Consider the following 21,430-nt stretch of genomic DNA (forward strand, 5'->3'; position numbering starts at 1 on the left):
GCGCTACCGCCACATGTCCCGCATGCGGGCGGCGACATCGATGCGAACCTGCTGCGCCTGCGGCCCCGGCACCTGTCCGGGCGCCGCGACAGTCCACGCCCTGCACTCGAAAAGCGACAGCAGCGGCGGCGGAATGAAGCGCGTGCGCGAAGCATAGACGTGGCGGTCGCCGGTCGCTGACTGGCCGTGCGTGAAGAAGCGCTGCGGCACCACGAGCGCGAGCCTGTCCCGCGCCCGCGTCATCGCGACATAGAGGAGCCGGCGCTCCTCCTCCACCTCCTCCGATGTGCCGACGCCGAGATCGGAGGGAATGCAGCCGTCGACCGCGTTGAGCACGAACACGGACCGCCACTCCTGCCCCTTGGCGGAGTGAATGGTGGACAGGATCAGATAGTCCTCGTCGCGCAAGGGCGGCCCGGCCTGTCCGGACGTCGCGTCCGGCGGATCGAGGGTGAGTTCGGTCAGGAAGCGCTCGCGCGAGGGGTAGCCTGCCGCGATATCCTCAAGCTGCAGGAGGTCGGCCTTGCGCATCACGGCATCCTCGTCGTGGATGCGTTCCAGATACGGCTCGTACCAACTGCGGACCTGGCCGATTTCTCCCGGCCATCCGGCGCTGCGCGCGCGCAGGCCCGAGAGCAGCGCGACGAAGCCCGGCCAGTCGGCCGCCGCGCGCGGCGGTCCGGAATGCCCGGTGAGCGCCGCGAAGGGATCGGAGCTGCCGGCCATGGCGTCGAGCACAGCCTGCGCCGACGCCGGCCCCACGCCGGGCAGAAGCTGCATCACCCGGAAGCCGGCCACCCGGTCGCGCGGATTTTCGGCGAAGCGCAGCGCGGCGAGCACGTCCTTCACATGGGCCGAATCCAGAAACTTCAGCCCGCCGAACTTCACGAACGGGATATTGCGGCGCACGAGTTCCACTTCGAGCGGCCCGCTGTGTTGGCTCGCGCGGAACAGCACCGCCTGATCCTTCAGCCGCATGCCCGCCTCGCGGTTCTCCAGCACCTCCGTCGCCACGTAGCGCGCCTGGTCTCCCTCGTCGCGAACGGTCACGAGGCGCGGCCGCTCGGCGGCTTCCCGGTCTGTCCACAGGTTCTTGGTGAAGCGTTCCCGCGCGAGATCGATGACGCCATTGGCGGCCGCCAGAATCGGCTGCGTCGAGCGATAGTTGCGGTCGAGCGTCACCACATCGGCGGGCGGCGAGAACGTCTTCGGGAAATCGAGGATGTTGCGCACCGTCGCGGCCCGGAAGGAATAGATGGACTGCGCATCGTCGCCGACCACGGTAAGGCCGCTGCCTGCCGGCTTCAGCGCGGTGAGGATCGCGGCTTGCAGCCGGTTGGTGTCCTGAAATTCGTCGACCAGCACATGGTCCCAGCGCCCGCCGATGGCGGCGGCAAGCGCCGGCTCGCTCATCGTCTGCGCCCAGTAAAGCAGCAGGTCGTCGTAGTCGAGCACGTTCTGCGCCTGCTTGGCCTCGACATAGCCGGCAAACAGGTCGCGCAACTGCGGCTCCCACGCCGCGGCCCACGGAAAGTTCGCCCGCAGCACGTCGGCGAGCGGCGTCTGCGCGTTCACCGCCCGCGAATAGATCGCCAGACAGGTCGCCTTGGCCGGAAAGCGGCTCTCCGTCTTCGAGAAGCCGAGTTGATGGCGGACGAGGTTCACGAGGTCGGCGGAATCCTCGCGGTCGTGGATGGTGAACTGTGGATCGAGGCCGATGTCGGCGGCGTGTTCGCGCAGCAGCCGCGCCCCGATGCCGTGGAAGGTGCCGGACCACGCCAGCGCATCGGCAAGCGCGCCGGCCTTCCCGTCCGGCACGCCAGCGCAAATGTGCTCCACCCGCCGCCCCATCTCGGCGGCTGCCCGGCGGGAGAATGTCATCAGCAGGATGCGGCGCGGATCGGCGCCGTTGACGATGAGGTGCGCGACGCGGTGTGCGAGCGTATTGGTCTTGCCGGAACCCGCGCCGGCGATGATGAGCAGCGGCCCCCCGACCGCGCCGCCGGGAATGCCCACGCCGTGCTCAACGGCGGCTCGCTGCCTGTCGTTCAGTTTGTCCAGATATACCGCGCTCACCTCGGGCTCATCCCTGTCCGCATCGAGAATCAACGACCGTCCCCGACTATACGGACATTATCTGTTCTCATCGATCATTCCACGCCGGAAGCAGTCTGTGCGGCGGATACGGCGATTTACGTGCAGATGGGCGGATGATATCAACGGTGCGCTGCCGCATGGCCAGACGGGGAGGACTTCATGTCGCTGGAGATCGTATCACAGGCACGCTGCTTCGGCGGGACGCAGTATGTCTACCGGCATCAGTCCGAAGCCACCGGCACGGCGATGCGCTTTGCCGCCTTTGTTCCGCCCGCCGCGGAGACGGAGCCCGCGCCGGTGGTATGGTTCCTCTCCGGCCTCACCTGCACCGAGGAAAATTTCACCGTGAAGGCGGGCGCGCAGCGCGTGGCGGCGCAGCTCGGCCTCGTCCTGATCGCGCCTGACACCAGCCCGCGCGGCGAGGGCGTGCCGGACGATCCCGACGGCGCGTATGACTTCGGGCTCGGCGCCGGTTTCTACGTCGATGCCACGCAGGAGCCGTGGCGCGCCCACTATCGCATGGCGAGCTACGTCGGCGAGGAGCTGCCGGCCGCGATCGCCGGTCTCCTGCCGGTCGATGTCAGCCGGCAAGGCATCACCGGTCATTCCATGGGCGGGCACGGCGCGCTGACGCTGGCGCTGAAGAACCCCGGCCGCTACCGCTCCGTATCGGCCTTCGCGCCCATCGTCTCGCCGCTCGACTGCCCGTGGGGCGAAAAGGCGCTCGGCGGCTATCTGGGGCCGGACCGCGCCGCGTGGCGGGCCTATGACAGCTGCGCGCTGATCGAGGATGGCGCGCGCGTCCCCGACATTCTGGTCGACCAGGGTCTCGCGGACGGCTTTCTCGACACGCAGCTCAAGCCGCACCTGCTGGAGGAGGCCTGCCGCCGGGCGGGCCAGCCGCTGACCCTGCGCCGGCACGAAGGCTACGACCATTCCTATTTCTTCATCGCCACTTTCATCGAGGACCATCTGCGCTGGCATGCCGAACGGCTCGGCTGACAGGCTTGAGCAAAACCCGCGCGCGAACGGCCGGAGACCGGAAGCGTTGGTATTGCGTCGGCCGGGCCGTTCCGCTGGTCAGCCGGCCGCGATGATCTTGTCCTGCGTCTTCGTATCGAAGTCGCTGGCGTCATGGCGCTCGTGCAGCTGCTCGGACGGATCGCCGCTCACGCGGTTGACCATGCGCCCGCGCCGGACGGCAGGCCGGGCGAGGATAGCGTCCGCCCAGCGCAGCACATTCTTGTATTCCTGCACCTGCAGGAATTCGGCCGCGCCGTAGTTCCAGCCCTTCGCGAGGCCGCCGTACCAGGGGAAGGATGCTATGTCGGCGATCGTATATTCGTCGCCCGCCAGATACTCGCTCTCCGCCAGCCGCCGGTCGATGACATCGAGCAGGCGCTTGGTCTCCATGGCGAACCGGTCGATGGCGTACTGAATCTTGACCGGTGCATAGGCGTAGAAATGGCCGAGCCCGCCGCCGAGATAGGGCGCGCTGCCCATCTGCCAGAACAGCCACGAGAGGCATTCCGCGCGCGCGGCGGTATCGGTGGGCAGGAAGGCGCCGAACTTTTCCGCCAGATAGAGCAGGATGGCACCCGACTCGAAAACCCGCACCGGCGTCGGGCCGCTGCGGTCCAGCAAGGCGGGGATCTTGGAGTTCGGGTTGACCTTGACGAAGCCGCTGCCGAACTGATCTCCCTCGCCGATGCGGATCAGCCAGGCGTCGTATTCCGCGCCCTCGTGGCCAAGCGCCAGCAGTTCCTCAAGCAGGATAGCGACCTTCTGGCCGTTGGGCGTGGCCAGTGAATAGAGCTGCAGCGGGTGGCGGCCGACAGGCAATTCCTTCTCGTGCGTCGGGCCGGCGATCGGGCGGTTGATGTTCGCGAACCGGCCACCGTTGTCCTTGTTCCAGGTCCAGATCTTCGGCGGCGTGTATTCGGCGGAATCGGTCATGTCCAAACTCCAGGGATTGCGTCGCACAAGGGAAGGTATGGCGTGCCGCGAACGGTATCTCCCGATCCCGGGGCAAGTCAACGTCGGCGGCGGCCGGGCGGCGATGCCGCTGCTTCTTCCCGTGTCCGGGCGCACAAGGCTGGCCGGTCATCACGCCGAGGGCCGGGAGAACACGTAGGCGACGCCGGCGAGCATCAGCGCGGCCACGGCGATGGCCGAAACCGGCTCCGGCTCATATCCGATCCAGAACAGCAGGAAGCCGACGCTGCTGCCGGCGAGCGACATCAGCTTGGCCTGCCGCGGAACCGCGCCGCGCTCACGCCATTGACGCAGCAGCGGGCCGAAACGCGGATGGTCCAACAGCCAGCTCTCCAGCCTCTGGGAGGAGCGCGCGAAGCAGGCCGCCGCCACGATGAGGAAAGGAGTCGTCGGCAACACCGGAAGGAACGCGCCGATGAAGCCAAGCGCGACGAACAGGAGGCCGGCCGCAAGATAGAGACCGCGCATCGCGCACGCTCCCCTCACGTCCGCACGTGCTCGGGCCGGAAGCCCATGCCGATCAGCCGGCCGGTGAGGTGGGGCAGGAGGCGCGAACGGGCGATGGCACGCAGGAAGGCGGGCGGCCTGCCGCCAGTGGCGGCGCCCTCGCCGGTGCCGCGCTTGTGGCGCATCATGAGCTGGATCTTCTGCGTCGCCCAGGTCGGAAAGCGCCTGCGCGTCTGCACGGCGCGCAGGTGCGCGTCCGCCAGCGTTCCCTCGCGCAGCGGCCGCGCCAGGATATTGGCTGCGGCAATCGCGTCCTGAATCGCGAGATTGACCCCGACGCCGCCGATGGGCGACATCGCGTGCGCCGCATCGCCGATGCACAGCACGCCGGGCTTCCACCATTGCTCCAGCCGGTCCATGCGCACTTCGAGCAGATGGATATGATCCCAGTCGGCCAGTTCCTCGAAACGGTCGGCGGGAAGGGGCGCCACGGCGGCGAGCTTCGCCCGCAGCGCCGGAAGGCCGTCGCGCTTCACCTGCCCGAAGTTGCCCTTGCCGATTACATAGCCGACCTGCCAGTAATCGCCGCGGTCGATCAGGACGATGCCCTGGCTCGGGCCGGCGTGGCTCATGGCCTGCGGCGGGTCGTCGGCATGGCGCGACAGCCTCATCCACAGCACATCGACCGACGAGCCGAGGTCCGTGACGGCGAGCTTCGCCGCCCGGCGCACGACGGAGCCGCGTCCGTCCGCGCCCACGACGAGCGCGGCCGCGAGGGTGCGTTCCGTGCCGTCCGCATCGCGCAGCGTCACGCCGGTGATGCGCCCGTCCCGCTCGGCAAGGCCTGTGACCGCGCTGCCCATCATCAGGCGGAAACCGGGGAGCGCCCGCGCCTTGTCGGCGACGAAGGCGAGAAAATCCCATTGCGGCATGAAGGCGATATACCGGCAGCGCACCGGCAGGCGCGAGAAATCGGCGATGGTGGCGGGCCTGCCATCGATCTCCGCATGCAGGCTCGGCGCCTTCTGGTGCGGCAGGGTCAGGAATTCGTCGAGGAAGCCGAGTTCGTCCATCACCTCAAGCGTCGACGGATGGATGGTGTCGCCGCGAAAGTCGCGCAGGAAATCGCCGTGCTTCTCGACGACGGTCACGCGAACGCCGGCGCGGGCAAGCAGCAGGCCGAGCATGAGGCCCGCCGGGCCGGCCCCGACGATGCAGCAATCCTGATCCCGATCTTCCATCCCGCCCGTGTCCTCCGGCGTCTGCGGAGCCATTCGACGATGATGCGGCTGATGTCCTCCCGAAGCAACCGGGGCATAACGCCTCACGGGCTCTCCGGCGGCTGTGTCATCCCGGCGGGCGACGTTTGCCGGGCAGCCGATACCGCCTGCCGGAGAAGCCTTTCTTTCTCGCGGGCGCAGAAAAACATTCTTTCATGCGCCTGCGCCTGGCCGGATGATGGTGACCGGCGCGCCCGCTGATGACAGCAACGGCGCGTTCCGGCCTTCGCCGCACTCACCCCGGCCGCATTCAGAGGAGCCCCCGGATCATGACGATTTCCCGCCGTCGCTTCAATCGACTGTTGCTCGCGACCAGCCTCGCGGGCTTCGGCCTGTTCCGGCCCGGGCCGGGGCAGGCGCGGAGCGATGTCCCGATCCGGGGCGGGACGCTCAAATGGGCCTACACGCTGGAGCCCGGTTCCGCGCTTTTCGCCATCAATACGTCCTCGGGCACCGGGCAGGCCATCGGCCCGAAGGTCGTCGAAGGACTGTTCACCTTCGATTACGACCTCAACCCCGTGCCGCTTCTCGCAACGGACTGGTCGGTGAGCGGCGACGGGCTGCGCTATACCTTCAAGCTGCGTCAGGGAGTGCGCTGGCACGACGGGAAGGATTTCACGTCGGCGGACGTGGCCTTTTCCATCTTCCGCCTCAAGGAGGCGCACCCGCGCGGCAGTATCACCTACCAGAATCTGGTGGCGGTCGAGACGCCGGACCCGCACACGGCCATCGTCGTGCTGTCGAAGCCCGCGCCCTATCTCATCACGGCGCTGTCAAGCTCGGAATCGCCCATCGTTCCCAAGCATGTCTTTGAAGCGTTGCCGCTGCAGCAGGGCCAGACGCTTGCGACGGCGATCGGGACTGGGCCGTTCAAGCTTGTGGAGTGGGTGCCGGGAAGCCACCTGATCTTCGACCGCAATCCCGATTACTGGGACGAAGGCAAGCCCTATCTCGACCGGCTGGTGCTGCGCATCATCACCGATCCCGCCGCACGCGCCGCCGCCCTCGAAACGGGCGAGGTCGACATCGGCGCCAACCCCGTCGCCCTCACGGACCTCGGGCGCCTCAAGCAGAACCCCGATCTGGTCGTCGATGAAAAGATCTATGCCTATGCCGGCCAGCAGCAGCAGCTTTTCTTCAACTTCGACCGGGACATCTGGAAGGACCGGCGGGTGCGGCTGGCGGTGGCGAAGTCCATCGACCTGAAAGCCTTCGTCGACGTGGTCACCTATGGAACGGGCCTTGTTTCGCCGAGCCCGATCGCGGTGACGCTGAGCAAGTTCCACGACGCCGGCATCCGCCAGCATCCGTTCGATCCGGCGGCGGCGGAGCGCCTGCTCGACGAGGCGGGCTATCCGCGCGGCGCGAAGGGCTTCCGGTTCCCCGTGCGGCTGCTCTACAACACCTTCCTGGCGCCGAACTATGCCGATTTCATCAGCAACGCGCTGCGAACCGTCGGAATCGAGGCCGAGATCGTCAGGCTCGATCTGCCGACCTATCTGAGGACGGTCTACGGCGAGCGCAATTTCGACCTCACGATCGAGTCGCTGTCCAATCTTTTCGACCCGACGCTCGGCGTCCAGCGCGCCTACTGGAGCCGCAACATCAAGAAGGGCGTGCCCTTCTCCAACGCGGCGGGATACAGCAACCCCGAAGTCGACGCGCTGCTGGAGGCCGCCGCCATCGAGGTTGACGAGGCGAAGCGCCGGGAGCTTTGGGTGCGCTTCCAGAACATCATCCACGACGAGGCCGCGTCGGTCGACCTTATCGTCCCGGGCAGCCAGATCGTTGCCAACCGGAAGGTGAAGAATTTCGTCACCGGCGGGCAGGGCATCAACTGGAGCTTCGGCGACATCTGGATCGATCCCGGCGCGTGACAGGGGCAGGCGCGGCCCCTTCCTCAGGGTCGCGGAATTGCCCGCACGGGCACGTTGTCGATGAGGCGCACATCGCCGAGCCAGGCGGCGGCGAGCAGCCTTGCCGGCCGGGAGGCGTCGTCCACGACGGAAAAATCGTCCTCCGCGCGCAGTTCGAGATACTCGACCGGCCCGAAGCCCGCCTCGGCGAGCGCATGTCCGGCATCGGCGCGCAGCCGCGAAAGCGTGGCGCCGGCGGCGATCTCCGCCGCCGTGGCGGACAATACGCGCGCCAGCGCCGGCGCGGCCGCACGCTGTTGCGCATCGAGACGCAGGTTTCGTGACGACATCGCGAGTCCGTCGGCCTCGCGTACTGTCGGGCAGGCGACGATGCGCACCGGCAGGTCGAGATCGCGCGTCAGCCGGCGGATCACCTGAAGCTGCTGGTAGTCCTTCTCGCCGAATAGCGCGACGTCCGCCCCGGTTTGCAGCAGCAGTTTGGCGACGACGGTCGCCATGCCGTCGAAATGGCCGGGCCGGTGTGCTCCGCACAATCCCTCGCTGACGCCCGCGACCGATATCGTGGTGGCGAAACCGGGCGGATACATCGCCTCGACGCCCGGCGCATAGAGCAGGTCGACGCCGAGCGGCGCGAGCTTTGCGGCATCCTCCTCCTCCGTGCGCGGATAGGCGGCCAGGTCGCCCGCGCTGTTGAACTGCCGGGGATTGACGAACAGCGTGACGATGACGCGCCCGGCCTCGCGCCGGGCCGCCGCTACAAGCGCCAGATGCCCGGCGTGCAGCGCCCCCATGGTGGGCACCACGGCGACGGTGTCGCCCGCCGCCTTCCACGCCCGGACGGCGGCGCGCAGATCGGCGGGGGTGCGGACAATGGCGAGGCTCATCGAACGGCTCCGCCGGCAGGCGTCTGCGGGATATCGTCGAAGCTGTGTTCCGGCGCCGGGAAACGGCGCGCGCGCACGTCCTCGGCATAGGCCGCCATGGCGCATTCGGCATCGCGGGCAAGTTCCGCGTAGCGCCTGACGAAGCGCGGGCGGAAATCGGCGAACAGGCCGAGCATGTCGTCCACGACGAGGATCTGTCCGTCGCAGGCGGCGGACGCACCGATGCCGATGGTCGGCACGGGGATGGTTTCGGTGATGCGCCGCGCGAGCGGGGCGGTGATCTTCTCCAGCACCACGGCGAAAGCGCCGGCTTCCGCCGCCGCCGCCGCGTCGGCCAGCACACGCTCCGCGTCGCCGCCGCGGCCCTGCACGGTATAACCGCCGAAGGCGTTGACCGACTGGGGCGTCAGCCCGACGTGCGCCATCACGGGAATGCCGCGCTTCACCAGAAACGCCATGGTTTCAGCCATGTCGACGCCGCCTTCGAGCTTGACGGCGGCGCAATCCGTCTCGGCCATGACGCGGGCGGCGGAGGCGAAGGCCTGCGCCGGGCTTTCCTCATACGAACCGAACGGCAGATCGACCACCATGAGCGCCCGCTTGAGGCCGCGCCGCACCGCCTTCGCATGCAGGATCATCATGTCGAGCGTGACCCCGAGCGTGGAGGGCAGGCCATGCAGCACCATGCCGACGCTGTCGCCCACCAGCACGACGTCGCAATGCGCGTCGGCGAGCCGCGCCACCGGCGTCGTATAGGCCGTGAGGCAGACGATGGGCGCCGCACCCTTGCGCGCGCGGATATCGGGCGGCGTCAGGCACCGGGATTGGCTTGTCGCACTCATGAACTTGGCACCTCCCCTTGTTGACGTATTTGTGACGTTCGTTCCAGATAATCAAACCAGCGCCGCTTGTCACGCTTTCCGGTCGCGGATGGCGATCCCCTGCGTCAGATGCCGCTTTCCTTCACGGCCTGCATGACGACGTAGGTCGATGTGCTCGCCACGTGGGGCAGGCTCGATATCTTCTCGCCCAGCACGAGCCGGTAGGTCCGGATGCTGGTCGTGCGCACCTTCAGCAGGTAGTCGAAGGATCCCGCGATCATGTGGCATTCCTCGATCTCGCGAATCCGGCGCACCGCCGCGTTGAACTCCTGCAGCGCCGCCTCGCGCGTGTCGGTGAGCTTCACCTCCGTGAAGGCGATGTGGTCGACGCCGAACCGGTGCGGGTTGAGGACGGCGCGGAAACCGACGATGTAACCCTCGTCGATCAGGCGTTTCAGGCGTGCCTGGCAGGGCGTTTTCGACAGGCCGACGCGCGCCGAAAGCGCTGTGATCGACAGGCGCCCGTCGTCGCTCAGCGCCTCGACGATTTTCCGGTCGATCTGATCGAGTTGTGCCGTATCGATGGATTTTGCCATTCATTTTGCCTGTTGGTGAAGGAAACAATGGTGAAATTACCTTCTTTCATGCCTGATTCAAGTGAGAACGAAATGCCAGGCGATGGTATCGTTTCATGATCGGGGGCATCAACGACGGGTTGCACTTTCATGGCGAATATCCTGGAGGCCACGGCAGCGGTGAATGGCGCGGAGATACCCGTGCCGGGCGTGTTTGCGGCATTCGCGCCGGCCCTGCGTCCGCAAACGCCCTTGCGGCGCGCGATCACGGACGCCTGCCGGCGGCCGGAGACGCAGTGCCTTCCGCCACTGGTCGAGGCGGCGACGCTCGGTGACGAAACCCGCAGGCGCATCGCGGCGACGGCGACGACGCTGATAACGGCCCTGCGGGCCAAGCACAGGGGCGCGGGCGTCGAGGGGCTGGTGCATGAATATGCGCTCTCCAGCCAGGAGGGCGTGGCGCTGATGTGCCTCGCCGAGGCGTTGCTGCGCATTCCCGATCTGGCGACGCGCGACGCGCTCATCCGCGACAAGATCGCCGCCGGCGACTGGCGATCGCATCTGGGGGGCGGCCGGTCGCTGTTCGTCAACGCGGCGACGTGGGGGCTCGTGGTCACCGGCAAGCTCGTCGGCACCGTCAACGACGGCAGCCTCGCCTCCGCGCTGACGCGGCTCATCGCGCGGTGCGGCGAGCCTGTCATCCGCCGCGGCGTCGACATGGCGATGCGGCTGATGGGCGAGCAGTTCGTCACCGGCCAGACCATCGACGAAGCGCTGCAGCGCGCGCGCCGGCTGGAGGAAAAGGGCTTCCGCTACTCCTACGACATGCTGGGCGAGGCTGCGACCACCGCCGCCGACGCGCAGCGCTATCATGATGACTACGAGGCCGCCATCCACGCCATCGGCAAGGCTTCGGCGGGCAGGGGCGTCTATGCCGGGCCGGGCATTTCCATCAAGCTGTCGGCGCTCCATCCGCGGTACTCCCGCGCGCAGGCGGAGCGCGTGATGGGCGAGCTGCTGCCTCGGGTGAAGGCGCTGGCGCTTTCGGCGAAAAGCTACGACATCGGCCTCAACATCGATGCGGAGGAGGCCGACCGGCTGGAGCCGTCGCTCGACCTGCTGGAGGAACTCGCCCTCGATCCCGATCTCGCCGGCTGGGAGGGCATCGGCTTCGTGGTGCAGGCCTACGGCAAGCGCTGCCCCTTCGTGCTCGACTATATCATCGACCTCGCCCGCCGGGCCGGCCGGCGCGTCATGGTGCGCCTCGTGAAGGGCGCCTACTGGGACGCCGAAATCAAGCGCGCGCAGGTCGACGGCCTCGCGGATTTCCCGGTCTACACCCGCAAGAACCACACCGATGTGTCCTATATCGCCTGCGCCCGCAAGCTGCTCGGCGCGACGGACGCCGTCTTTCCGCAGTTCGCGACGCACAACGCACAGACGCTCGCCACCGTCTACCATCTGGCGCAGGAGGTGACCGGCAAGCCGTTCAGCGTCGGCCAATACGAGTTTCAGTGCCTGCACGGCATGGGCGAACCGCTCTATGAGGAGGTCGTCGGGGCGGACAAGCTGGACCGGCCGGCCCGCATTTATGCGCCGGTCGGCACGCACGAGACGCTGCTCGCCTATCTCGTGCGCCGCCTGCTCGAAAACGGCGCCAACGCATCGTTCGTGAACCGGATCGCGGACCCGGCCGTGTCGGTGCAGGACCTCGTCGCCGATCCCGCCGACATGGCGAGGGCGTTGCCTGTCATAGGGGAAAGGCATGAGCTGATCGTGCTGCCGGGCGACCTTTTCGGCGCTTCCCGCAGGAACTCCGCCGGCCTCGACCTGTCGAGCGAGACGACGCTCGCGGAACTCGCGGGGGTGCTGCGCGAGAGCGCTGCCGCCGGCTGGATGGCCGAGCCGCTGCTCGCGGACGGCGCGGGCGTCGGCACGGCCCGGGAGGTGCGCAACCCCGGCGACCGCCGCGATGTCGTCGGCCGGGTGGTCGAAACGTCCGACGCGGATGTGGCGCGCGCCACCGCCCTTGCGGCCGGCGCGGCGGAGGGTTGGGCGCGCATGCCTGTCGCGGAGCGCGCCTCCCTGCTCGACCGGGCGGCGGATATCATGCAGGCGCGCATGCCCGTGCTGCTGGGGCTCATCGCCCGCGAGGCGGGAAAGTCCATGCCGAACGCCATCGCGGAAGTGCGCGAGGCGATCGACTTCCTGCGCTATTATGCCGAGCAGGCGCGCGGCACCCTGACGCCCGCCGATGCGTCGGCAGGGGCACCGGCAGTGGAGCCACTTGGCCCGGTCGTCTGCATCAGCCCGTGGAATTTCCCGCTCGCCATCTTCACCGGCCAGATCGCGGCCGCGCTCGCCGCCGGCAATCCGGTGCTCGCGAAGCCGGCGGAGGAAACGCCGCTGATCGCGGCCGAGGGCGTGCGCATCCTGCACGAGGCCGGTGTGCCGCGCGGCGTGCTCCAGTTTCTGCCCGGCGACGGGCGCGTGGGCGCGGCGTTGGTCGCGGCCCCCGAAACGCAGGGCGTGATGTTCACCGGCTCCACGGAGGTGGCGCGGCTCATCCAGGCACAGCTCGCCGAAAGGCTGTCGGCGGCGGGCAAGCCCATTCCGCTGATCGCGGAGACGGGCGGGCAGAACGCGATGATCGTCGATTCGTCGGCGCTCGCCGAACAGGTGGTCGGCGATGTCATCGCCTCCGCCTTCGACAGCGCCGGCCAGCGCTGTTCGGCCTTGCGGGTGCTCTTCCTGCAGGAGGAGGTTGCCGAGCGCACGCTCGCGATGCTGAAGGGCGCGCTGCACGAACTCTCCATCGGCCGCACCGACAGGCTCGCCGTCGATGTCGGCCCGGTCATCACGGGAGAGGCGCGGGCGGCCATCGAGGCACATATCGAAAGGATGCGCGGCCTCGGCGCCGCCATCGAGCAGATCGACCTTGCCGGCGAGACGGCGCACGGCACTTTCGTGCCGCCGACCATCATCGAGATCGGATCGCTGGCGCAGTTGACGCGCGAGGTGTTCGGTCCCGTCCTGCACGTGCTCCGCTATCGCCGCGAGGACATCGATGGGGTGATCGACGCGATCAACGCCACCGGCTATGGCCTCACCTTCGGCCTCCACACGCGCCTCGACGAGACTATCGCGCACGTCACCGCGCGGGTGAAGGTCGGCAACGTGTATATCAACCGCAACGTCATCGGCGCTGTCGTGGGCGTGCAGCCGTTCGGCGGGCGCGGCCTGTCGGGCACCGGGCCGAAGGCGGGCGGGCCGCTCTATCTGGGACGCCTCGTCGCAACGCCGCCGCAGCTGCCGCGCGGACAGCGCACGCGCAGCGATCCGGCGCTGGCGGACTTCGCCGGATGGCTGGAGGCGAAGGGCGCGGCCGAAGAGGCGACGGCCGCGCGCCAGGCCGGCGAACGTGCCCTGCCCGGGCTCGAACTGGAACTGCCAGGACCGGTCGGCGAGCGCAACCTCTACGCGCTGCATCCGCGCGGGCGGATTCTGGTCGTCCCGCAGACGAAAACCGGCTTCATCCGCCAGTTGACGGCCGCGCTTGCCGCCGGCGACAGCGTGGTCGCGGACGCGGCCAGCGGGCTGGAGAGCACGTTCCGGGACCTGCCGGCAAGCGTCCTCGCGCGGCTTTCGTGGACGCGCGACGTGCCGTCCGCCTGCCCTTATGCGGGGGCGCTGATCGAGGGCGACGCGAAGCGCACGCGCCAGCTCGTCCGCGCCATCGCCGCGCTGCCTGGGCCGCTCGTGCCCGTGCAGGCCGCGACCGGCGAGGTGCTGGCCAGCAACCCGGACGCCTATTGCGGCCACTGGCTGGTGGAGGAGGTGTCGACCTCGATCAACACCGCCGCCGCCGGCGGCAACGCGATGCTGATGGCGATCGGCTGATGCCGGAGCGGCGCGTCACTTCAGGGCGCGGCGCACCATCAGCACGGCGGCGATGACGGCGAACAGCGTCATCGGCAGGGCGACCAGCATCCAGCTCCCGGTGCTGACGAGTTCGGAATGGTCCAGCGCTTCCAGCGACAGCTTGACGAGGCTTGCCGCGTAGTAGGTGATGGCGATGACCGAAAGTCCTTCCACCGCCTTCTGGATCTTGATCTGGGTGGCGGTGCGCGCCTCCATGCCCTGCAGGCGCTGGACGTTCTGCTCCTGCAGGCCGACCTGCACCCGCGTCTGGAGCAGGCTGACGAGCTGCGCGACATTGGCGGCGAGCTTGTCCAGCCGCCGTTCGGTCGCCCCGCAGGTGCGCACCGCCGGGCGGAAGCGCCGGTCGATGAAGGTGCCGAAGCGCTGGAATCCGGTCGCGCGCGTCTCGCGCAGTTCCCGGATGCGTTCCTCGACGATCTCGGCATAGGCGCGGGTCGCGCCGAAACGGTGGCTCACACGGGCGATGGTCCGCGACAGCTCGGAAGACAGCTCCGACAGCCGGTCGAGCAGCTCGCGCGGATCGGTCTTCGACGAACCGACGCTCTGCTCCGATAGAGCGACCAGCCGCTCGTCGAAGCGCGGCAGCGCGGCGCTGGCCTCGCGCGCCAGCGGCAGGCCGAGCAGCGCCATGGCGCGGTAGGTCTCGATCTCATAGAGCCTGCGCACCATGCGGCCGAGGCGGTAGGCGTTGAGGCTGCGATTGACGAGCAGGATGCGACCGAAGCCGGTGGTGTCAACGCGGAAATCGGAATAGATCGTCGCGTCTCCCCCGCCGACGGTGGACGCGACCGGCTGGATCATGCCGAAGCGCTCCAGCGCGGCGGCATCGATTCCGGCTTCTTCGCCTTCCGTTTCCGAGAGAACGAGAATCTGCACCCGCATCATCACCGTGCCGGCGTTGGTAACGCCCTCAAGGCTTTCTCGCGGCGCCACGGGCCAGGAGGAGGGGTTGTGCGTGAGTTCCACGACCGACGTCAGCGTGTGGAATTCGGCGTGCATCTCGCGCGCCAGCCTGAGACGCCCGTTCATGCCGCCCGACTGCTCGTGATAAAGCGGATGGGCATCCGAGCCGCCCATGTAGGCCGCGTGGCAGACGAGGGCCGGTCCGTCGAAATAGATGGATGGACGCGCATGAAGCTCGCGGTTGAAATCGATGGGATCCATGTCGGCGTACCTTCCCCCCGTTCAGTGCCGTTCGGACAGTGTGTATCATGCACGGGCGACATTGAAACTTTGCTATACGTCCGCCGGTGCGGACGTCCGCGACTTTACATGCGGGGGGCTGACATGCGCCGTTGCGGTCACCAGATATCCTGTGTGTCGCGCCGGTCCCGTCGCGCCTTGCAGATATCCGGGAGGCTGCCATGTCCTTTGCGTTCGACAACAGCTATGCGCGATTGCCGGATCGCTTCTACCGCCGCCAGCAGCCACAGCGGATGCCGGCACCGCGCCTCGTGCTCTTCAACGAAAGCCTGGCCGGGGAACTCGGCTTCGATCCCGCGTCCCTTACGCCGGACGAGATCGCCGCGCTGCTGTGCGGGACCATCCTTCCCGAGGGGGCGGAGCCGCTCGCCATGGTCTATGCCGGCCACCAGTTCGGCCAATGGGTGCCGCGCCTCGGCGACGGGCGCGCCCTCCTGCTCGGGGAGGCGGTGAGCACGGCGGGCCGGAGCTACGATATTCACCTCAAAGGCTCGGGACGCACGCCATTTTCCCGCGGCGGCGACGGGCGTGCGGCGCTCGGCCCGGTGCTGCGGGAGTACATCGTCAGCGAGGCCATGGCCCGTCTCGGCATCCCGACAACGCGCGCGCTCGCCGCCATCGCCACCGGCGACACGGTCATGCGCGAGGTGCCGTTGCCCGGCGCCGTTCTCGCGCGGGTGGCGAGCAGCCATCTCCGGGTGGGGACGTTCCAGTACTTCGCCGCCATAGGCGATCAGGACGGCCTGCGCCAGCTCGCCGACCACGCTATCGCGCGGCTGCATCCCGGCGCGGCGGAGGCGGAGAACCCATACCGCGCGTTGCTCGACGCGGTAGTCGCGGCGCAGGCCCGGCTCGTCGCGGACTGGATGGGCATCGGCTTCATCCACGGCGTGATGAACACCGACAACACCTCCATCGCCGGGGAAACGCTGGACTATGGGCCGTGCGCCTTCATGGACGCCTTCGACCCCGGTGCCGTCTTCAGTTCCATCGACAGTTTCGGGCGCTATGCCTATGGCAATCAGCCGAGCATCGTCTACTGGAATCTCGCCCGCCTCGCGCAGGCGCTGATGTCGCTGCTCGCGCCGGACACGGAGGCGGCGCAACGCGAGGCGCAGGCCGCCATCGACCGCTTCCCCGACCTCTACGAGGCGGCGTGGCTTGCCGTCATGCGCCGCAAGCTTGGGCTGCTGACGGCGCAGGACGACGACCGTGCGCTGATCCGCGATCTGTTAACCCTCATGCGCGAGGCGGCGGCCGACTACACGCTGACCTTCCGCGGCCTCGCCGACGCGCTTTTCACGGGCGACGGCGGGCGGGGCGGCATTTTCAGCACGCCGGCCTTCGCGCCATGGCTCGCGCGCTGGCGAAGCCGCACGGACAGCGACTGGCGCGAGCCGGCCGCCCTGCAGCGGCATCTCGAAAGCGTCAATCCGCTCTTCATTCCGCGCAACCACCTCGTCGAGGAGGCGATCGCCGCCGCCTACGCGGGTGACGACGCGCCCGCGCGCATGCTGCACAACGTCCTCGCCGAGCCCTTCATCGACCGGCCGCAAGATGCCCGCTACGCCGAACCGCCGCGCCCCGAGCAGGTGGTGCAACAGACGTTCTGCGGCACGTAGGAAGCGGTGCTTATGACGTATAAAATGAAGAATAATAAGTGTTTTCTTACGAGAAACGTATAGAATTGCGGCGCGATTTGAGGTGGATGTCACGCGCTTGACTATTTATGTGCCACGCTAAAGTGCAAAATATTCCATCTTTTATTTTCTAAAGCAATTTTTGACGAAAAAATGGTTTCCGTTTTCGTTGCAATTACTTCAGCCCTCCAGCACGACATGGCCGCCGCCGAGGTCCCTGTAGCGCGTCGGGGGCGGCGCATAGTTCAGCGGGCGCACCGGTGTTTTCCGTTCCTGCTCCTGCCCGCGGGCGCGGATGCGGCGGTGTGCAGGATCCGGAACGGGCACCGAATCCAGCAACTGCCGGGTGTAGCCGTGCGCCGGCCCGGCCAGCACGGCGTCCGTGGGGCCGCTTTCCACGATCCGGCCCTGATCGAGCACCGCCATGCGGTGGCTCATGCTCTCGATCACCGCCATGTCGTGGGAGATGAACAGATAGGCGATGCCGTAGTCGTGCTGCAGTTCCTTCATCAGCGCAAGTACATCCGCCTGCACCGAGACGTCGAGCGCCGAGACGGGCTCGTCCGCCACGATGACGGCGGGGTGCGAGGCGAGCGCCCGGGCGATGCAGATGCGCTGCCGCTGGCCGCCGGAAAACTGGTGCGGATAGCGGTCGATCGCGTCGGCGGGGAGGCGCACGCGCTCCAGCAGCGCGGCGGCGGCATCGCGGCGCTCCTGCGGCTTCATGCCGGTATGGATGGCGAGCGGTTCCGTCACCAGATCGGCGATCGACATGCGCGGGTTGAGGCTGGCGAACGGGTCCTGGAAAATCATCTGCAGGTGCCGGCGATAGGGATGGATCGCCTGCCGGTCGAGAGGTGCAAGATCGTGCCCGCGGAACACGATCGCTCCTTCCTGCGGCTCCACCAGTTTCAGCACGGAGCGGCCGATGGTGGACTTGCCCGATCCGGATTCGCCGACGAGGCCGAGCGTTTCGCCGGGCCGCAGGGTGAAGCTCACGTCCTCCACCGCATGCACGCGCGCCACCAGCCGGCGCAGCATGCCGGCCCGCACGGGAAAGCGCGTCACGAGGTTGCGCACATCGAGCACGGGGGCGTCGGCGGGCTGTTCCGCCGTTTCCATTTTCACCGGGACGGCGGGCGCGGCATAGCGCGGTGCGCCCGCGCCGAGGCGGGGCACGGCGGCCAGCAACTGGCGCGCGTAGGCGCTGGCGGGGGCGGCGAACAGGCGCTGCGTCGGCGCCGTCTCCACCATGCGCCCCTGCCGCATGACGACGACGTTGTCGGCGATTTCCGCCACCACGCCCATGTCGTGCGTGATGAAGATGACGGCGGTGCCCGCGCTCGTCTGCAGATCGCGGATGAGGTCGAGGATGCCGGCCTGGATGGTGACGTCGAGCGCCGTGGTCGGCTCGTCGGCGATCAGCAGCTTCGGTGCGCAGGCAAGCGCCATGGCGATCATCACCCGCTGGCGCATGCCGCCGGATATCTCGTGCGGATATTGCGTCAGCCGCCGCGCGGGCTCCGACATGCGCACGCGGTCGAGCAGCCGCTGCGCCTCGGCGAGCGCGGCGGTGCGGGACAGGCGGCGGTGCAGCATCAGGGTTTCCGCGATCTGGTCACCGAGCGTGAGTACCGGGTTGAGCGAGGTCATCGGCTCCTGGAAGATCATGGCGATCTGGTTGCCGCGAATGCGCTGCATCGCTGCCTCGGAGCAGGCGGCGAGGTCGAGGATCTCGCCGTCCTCCTTGCGGAAGAGGACGCGCCCGCTGTCAATGCGGCCGCCCTCGCGCTCGATGAGGCGCATGATGGCAAGCGACGTCACCGATTTACCTGAGCCGGATTCGCCGACGATGGCGAGCGTCTGCCCCTGCTCCACGGTGAACGAGATGCCCTGCGTCGCGCTGACCGGCGCATGGACGGGACCGAACGAAACCGACAGGCTGTCGACGGCGAGCAGCGGCGCGGAGGAGGCGGTCGTCGCGGCGCTCACGGGATCAGCGGCGCTCATGGGATCGGCGGCGCTCATGGGATCAGCCTTCCGTGCGCTGCAGGCGGCGCAGGCGCGCCTCGGGATGGTCCTCGAAGAGCGGCAGCGGCGTCATCCAGCGGTGCGCCGTGCGTCCCGCGGGCAGCGAGGCGGACAGGGCGTCGCGGCCGTAGACGCGCCAGTCGATGGTGTCGGACAGTTCGAGCAGCGCCCAGCTCGCCGCCGGCTCGGGATGGGTGGTGAAGGTTTCCGTCAGCGATTGCAGGGTGAAATGTGGCTGGCCGTTCACCACGGTGAGCGTATTCCAGTGGACGTGCCCGGCAAAGCAGGCGACCGGCACGCGCGCGCCCGCGAGCACCGCCCGCGCCCGCTCCGCGCCGCCCGGATAGGTGGCGCTGTCCGGGTTGCGTTCGAAATAGTAGTTGCCCTCCTGCGCATGGCCGGAGACGGGCACGTGGGAGAAGACGGCGAGCGGCCTGTCGGCCTGTGCCACGACGCCGGCGAGCCACAACAGATCGCTTTCGGGCAGCACGAAGCCGCCGGGGCGGTGGATGCGCGAATCCGCGCGCCAGAGCACGAGCGACCACGCGCCCATGTCCACGACCGTGTTGTCGAGCGTCTGTCCCAGAATCTCGGCGTTTTCGGCGACGGTGAGATGGTCGCGGTCGTGGTTGCCGCACAGGTGGAAGCACGGCGGCGCAACGGCGCGGAAGATTTCCGCCACCTCGGTTTCGAGCCGCAGGTCAGTGTCGCGGTCGCGGTCGGAAATGCGGTCGCCCATGTCGATGACGGCATCCGGCTTCGTATCGGCGACGAAGCGGGTGAATTCGGTCAGCAGCCCCAGCGCGCTGGAACCCTTCTTGGTGAAATGGTCGTCGCCGTGGTGGATGTCGGTGACGATGGCGAGGCGCAGGCTGCTGCTCATGGTGCAAATCCGGTTCGAGGCAGCGGGATGCCGGGGCCGCTGCGGCCCCGGCGTGTTTTCAGGCCGTCAGTCGATGCCGATCGCGCCGTTGCGGAAGTCGAGCACGTAGGCGATATGGCCCGGCAGCGGGCGCCAGTTCACGTTCTTGCGCATCGCCCACGATTCATAGGGCTGGTAGAGAACGAGGAAGGGCGGGTCCTGGCGGGTGCGCTCCATCAGCGCGGCGTAGGCGGCCTTGCGGTCCTCCACCTTTTCCGAGAAACGGAACTTGTCGAAGGTCTCGGCGAAGGCGGCGTCGGTCTTGATGCGCCCCTCGCTCTCGGCCGGGCCGCCGGGCGCCCACATCACGCCGAAGCCGCCGAAGGGATCGGCGAAGTACATCGGATTCGACCAGTTGCGCACGTTCATCGTGGGGTCGCCGCCGGTCCACTTGTCGTCGACGTTGATGCGCGTCTTCACGCCGATGCCGTTCCACATTTCGGAGACAGCCTGCATGGCGAGGAAGCCGTTGGTGTAGTAGGTGGCCGAGGTGTCGAGACGGATTTCCTCGCCGTTGTAGCCCGATTCCGCCAGCAGCTTCTTCGCTTCGTCCACGTCGTATTTGAAGATGACGGGTTCGGGCATGTAGAGTTCGCCGAACTGCGGGAAGGTGTGGCTCGTCGGCACCACGCCCTTGCCGAGCCAAAGCGCCTCGTTGAGCGTCTCGCGGTCCACGGCGAGGTTGAGCGCCTGCCGGAACTTCGGGTTCTTCATCAGCTCATGCTGGGTGTTGTAGATGATGAGGTGGAACAGCGGCGTCACCGCGCCTTCGACCTTGAGGTTCTGGTCGGACTCGATGGTGGCGATCTGGTCCGGCGGGATGTTGGTGATGAAGTCCACGGCGCCGCTCTTGAGGGCGGTGATGCGGCTCGCCATCTCCGGGATGCGGGTCATGGAGACCTTTTCCAGCGGGGCCTTCTTGTCCCAATAGCTGTCGAAGCGCTCCCACGTCAGCTTTTCGCCGGGTACGTACTCGCTGATGCGGTAGGGGCCGGTGCCGACGGGGGCGAGCGAGAAGGCCTCGAAATCGCTGTCCTCGGCTACGTTCGGGTCGCCGGTCAGCGCCTTGGTGTACTTGGCGGGAATGATCATGAGCTGCTGCGTGTTGAGCAGCGTCTCCCACAGCGGCTCCGGCCGATGCGTCTGGATGCGCACCGTGAAGTCGTCGACTTTCTCGGCGCCCTTGAAGTTGCCGAAACGGTCACGCGAGCGCACGGCGTAAGGCGCGAAGGTCGGCTGGAACAGGCGATTCAGCGAGAACACGACGTCGTCCGCGGTGAGCGGATCGCCGTTATGGAACGTCACGCCCTGCCGGAGCTTCAGCTCCATCGTGGTGGGGTCGATGCGCTTCCATTCGGTCGCGAGGCCGGGGCGGAAATCGGCGTCCGCTTTTGCCGCGTCGCGGTCGATGAGCACATCGAAGGTGTTGACGTAGAACTGCTGGCCGACGTTGGAATGGTCGCGGCCGGGATCGAGAAAGGGCGGCATGTTCTGCGAGCCGACCTTCAGCTCCTGCGCAAGCGCGGGGGCGGAGAGCGCGGCCATCAGCGCCGTGGCGGCGAAGACCTTGAACTTCATGACGAATCTCCCGAAAAACGGTTAGCGTGGGCAAGGAGGTGACGACGGCCCGGACAGGGCCGCCGCCGCGGCGGGCGCACCGGCGTCGCGGACGCAGCCGCGGGCGCCGGCCGCCCGGCCGGTTGTCGTTTCGCGCCG

General features: G+C 68.0%; 15 protein-coding genes. 4 read left to right on the forward strand and 11 right to left on the reverse strand.

Going from position 1 to position 21,430, the window contains the following annotated elements; all coding sequences use genetic code 11:
- Positions 1-3 precede the first annotated feature (3 nt).
- Positions 4-2,076, reverse strand: coding sequence for an ATP-dependent helicase (locus tag ACFFJ7_RS00940; protein WP_377590338.1), 2,073 nt, complete (start codon positions 2,074-2,076; stop codon positions 4-6).
- A gap of 180 nt (positions 2,077-2,256) precedes the next feature.
- On the opposite strand from ACFFJ7_RS00940, the gene fghA reads away from it, so the two are divergent.
- Positions 2,257-3,099, forward strand: coding sequence for an S-formylglutathione hydrolase (gene fghA, locus ACFFJ7_RS00945; protein WP_281351133.1), 843 nt, complete (start codon positions 2,257-2,259; stop codon positions 3,097-3,099).
- Positions 3,100-3,177: 78 nt separating this feature from the next.
- On the opposite strand, the gene yghU is transcribed toward fghA, so the two are convergent.
- The 3 genes from yghU to ACFFJ7_RS00960 form a co-directional block, all read right to left on the reverse strand.
- Positions 3,178-4,053, reverse strand: a complete 876-nt coding sequence (gene yghU / locus ACFFJ7_RS00950) for a glutathione-dependent disulfide-bond oxidoreductase (RefSeq protein ID WP_166953781.1) — start codon at positions 4,051-4,053, stop codon at positions 3,178-3,180.
- Positions 4,054-4,203: 150 nt separating this feature from the next.
- Positions 4,204-4,560: a YbaN family protein gene (locus ACFFJ7_RS00955; protein ID WP_377590341.1), complete on the reverse strand. Its 357-nt coding sequence runs from the start codon at positions 4,558-4,560 to the stop codon at positions 4,204-4,206.
- Between the two features lie 14 nt (positions 4,561-4,574).
- Positions 4,575-5,780, reverse strand: a complete 1,206-nt coding sequence (locus ACFFJ7_RS00960; protein WP_377590343.1) for an FAD-dependent oxidoreductase — start codon at positions 5,778-5,780, stop codon at positions 4,575-4,577.
- Between the two features lie 308 nt (positions 5,781-6,088).
- On the opposite strand from ACFFJ7_RS00960, the gene ACFFJ7_RS00965 reads away from it, so the two are divergent.
- The gene (locus ACFFJ7_RS00965; protein ID WP_377590345.1) at positions 6,089-7,696 is read left to right on the forward strand and encodes an ABC transporter substrate-binding protein; all 1,608 of its coding nucleotides are present in this window, start codon (positions 6,089-6,091) and stop codon (positions 7,694-7,696) included.
- 23 nt (positions 7,697-7,719) lie between these two features.
- On the opposite strand, the gene panC is transcribed toward ACFFJ7_RS00965, so the two are convergent.
- From panC to ACFFJ7_RS00980, 3 genes are all read right to left on the reverse strand, one after another.
- Positions 7,720-8,580 (reverse strand): pantoate--beta-alanine ligase, encoded by an 861-nt coding sequence (gene panC / locus ACFFJ7_RS00970; RefSeq protein ID WP_377590347.1) that lies wholly within the window; start codon positions 8,578-8,580, stop codon positions 7,720-7,722.
- A complete protein-coding gene (panB, locus tag ACFFJ7_RS00975) occupies positions 8,577-9,422 on the reverse strand; it encodes a 3-methyl-2-oxobutanoate hydroxymethyltransferase (RefSeq protein WP_166953791.1) in 846 nt (281 codons plus the stop codon). The genes panC and panB overlap by 4 nt, the downstream gene beginning before the upstream one ends.
- 104 nt (positions 9,423-9,526) lie before the next feature.
- Complete coding sequence (locus tag ACFFJ7_RS00980; protein ID WP_166953793.1) at positions 9,527-9,997, reverse strand: Lrp/AsnC ligand binding domain-containing protein; 471 nt, start codon at positions 9,995-9,997, stop codon at positions 9,527-9,529.
- A 129-nt stretch (positions 9,998-10,126) separates the two neighbouring features.
- Here ACFFJ7_RS00980 and putA point away from each other — a divergent pair, with 129 nt between their 5' ends.
- The gene (gene putA, locus ACFFJ7_RS00985) at positions 10,127-13,876 is read left to right on the forward strand and encodes a trifunctional transcriptional regulator/proline dehydrogenase/L-glutamate gamma-semialdehyde dehydrogenase (protein WP_377590350.1); all 3,750 of its coding nucleotides are present in this window, start codon (positions 10,127-10,129) and stop codon (positions 13,874-13,876) included.
- A 15-nt stretch (positions 13,877-13,891) separates the two neighbouring features.
- Here putA and ACFFJ7_RS00990 read toward each other — a convergent pair whose 3' ends face one another.
- On the reverse strand, positions 13,892-15,082 hold the full coding sequence (locus tag ACFFJ7_RS00990; protein WP_166953797.1) for a DUF3422 domain-containing protein: 1,191 nt from the start codon (positions 15,080-15,082) through the stop codon (positions 13,892-13,894).
- Between the two features lie 200 nt (positions 15,083-15,282).
- Here ACFFJ7_RS00990 and ACFFJ7_RS00995 point away from each other — a divergent pair, with 200 nt between their 5' ends.
- Positions 15,283-16,743, forward strand: coding sequence for a protein adenylyltransferase SelO (locus ACFFJ7_RS00995; RefSeq protein ID WP_377590354.1), 1,461 nt, complete (start codon positions 15,283-15,285; stop codon positions 16,741-16,743).
- Positions 16,744-16,941: 198 nt separating this feature from the next.
- Here ACFFJ7_RS00995 and ACFFJ7_RS01000 read toward each other — a convergent pair whose 3' ends face one another.
- The 3 genes from ACFFJ7_RS01000 to ACFFJ7_RS01010 form a co-directional block, all read right to left on the reverse strand.
- On the reverse strand, positions 16,942-18,789 hold the full coding sequence (locus ACFFJ7_RS01000; RefSeq protein WP_377590356.1) for an ABC transporter ATP-binding protein: 1,848 nt from the start codon (positions 18,787-18,789) through the stop codon (positions 16,942-16,944).
- A 4-nt stretch (positions 18,790-18,793) separates the two neighbouring features.
- Positions 18,794-19,675: a metallophosphoesterase family protein gene (locus ACFFJ7_RS01005; protein ID WP_377590358.1), complete on the reverse strand. Its 882-nt coding sequence runs from the start codon at positions 19,673-19,675 to the stop codon at positions 18,794-18,796.
- Between the two features lie 66 nt (positions 19,676-19,741).
- Positions 19,742-21,292, reverse strand: coding sequence for an ABC transporter substrate-binding protein (locus ACFFJ7_RS01010; RefSeq protein WP_377590360.1), 1,551 nt, complete (start codon positions 21,290-21,292; stop codon positions 19,742-19,744).
- Positions 21,293-21,430: the final 138 nt, after the last annotated feature.

Source organism: Pseudochelatococcus lubricantis (assembly GCF_042432495.1).
In the GTDB taxonomy this organism is placed as follows: Bacteria; Pseudomonadota; Alphaproteobacteria; order Rhizobiales; family Beijerinckiaceae; genus Pseudochelatococcus; species Pseudochelatococcus lubricantis.

Bases quoted from the DNA above. Each gene is read 5' to 3' on its own strand.
- yghU (WP_166953781.1), bottom strand. From the start codon at position 4,053: ATGACCGATTCCGCCGAATACACGCCGCCGAAGATCTGGACCTGGAAC.
- panB (WP_166953791.1), bottom strand. From the start codon at position 9,422: ATGAGTGCGACAAGCCAATCCCGGTGCCTGACGCCGCCCGATATCCGC.
- ACFFJ7_RS00995 (WP_377590354.1), top strand. From the start codon at position 15,283: ATGTCCTTTGCGTTCGACAACAGCTATGCGCGATTGCCGGATCGCTTC.
- panC (WP_377590347.1), bottom strand. From the start codon at position 8,580: ATGAGCCTCGCCATTGTCCGCACCCCCGCCGATCTGCGCGCCGCCGTC.
- putA (WP_377590350.1), top strand. From the start codon at position 10,127: ATGGCGAATATCCTGGAGGCCACGGCAGCGGTGAATGGCGCGGAGATA.
- fghA (WP_281351133.1), top strand. From the start codon at position 2,257: ATGTCGCTGGAGATCGTATCACAGGCACGCTGCTTCGGCGGGACGCAG.
- ACFFJ7_RS01010 (WP_377590360.1), bottom strand. From the start codon at position 21,292: ATGAAGTTCAAGGTCTTCGCCGCCACGGCGCTGATGGCCGCGCTCTCC.
- ACFFJ7_RS01000 (WP_377590356.1), bottom strand. From the start codon at position 18,789: ATGAGCGCCGCCGATCCCATGAGCGCCGCTGATCCCGTGAGCGCCGCG.
- ACFFJ7_RS00955 (WP_377590341.1), bottom strand. From the start codon at position 4,560: ATGCGCGGTCTCTATCTTGCGGCCGGCCTCCTGTTCGTCGCGCTTGGC.
- ACFFJ7_RS00980 (WP_166953793.1), bottom strand. From the start codon at position 9,997: ATGGCAAAATCCATCGATACGGCACAACTCGATCAGATCGACCGGAAA.
- ACFFJ7_RS00965 (WP_377590345.1), top strand. From the start codon at position 6,089: ATGACGATTTCCCGCCGTCGCTTCAATCGACTGTTGCTCGCGACCAGC.
- ACFFJ7_RS00960 (WP_377590343.1), bottom strand. From the start codon at position 5,780: ATGGAAGATCGGGATCAGGATTGCTGCATCGTCGGGGCCGGCCCGGCG.
- ACFFJ7_RS01005 (WP_377590358.1), bottom strand. From the start codon at position 19,675: ATGAGCAGCAGCCTGCGCCTCGCCATCGTCACCGACATCCACCACGGC.
- ACFFJ7_RS00990 (WP_166953797.1), bottom strand. From the start codon at position 15,082: ATGGATCCCATCGATTTCAACCGCGAGCTTCATGCGCGTCCATCCATC.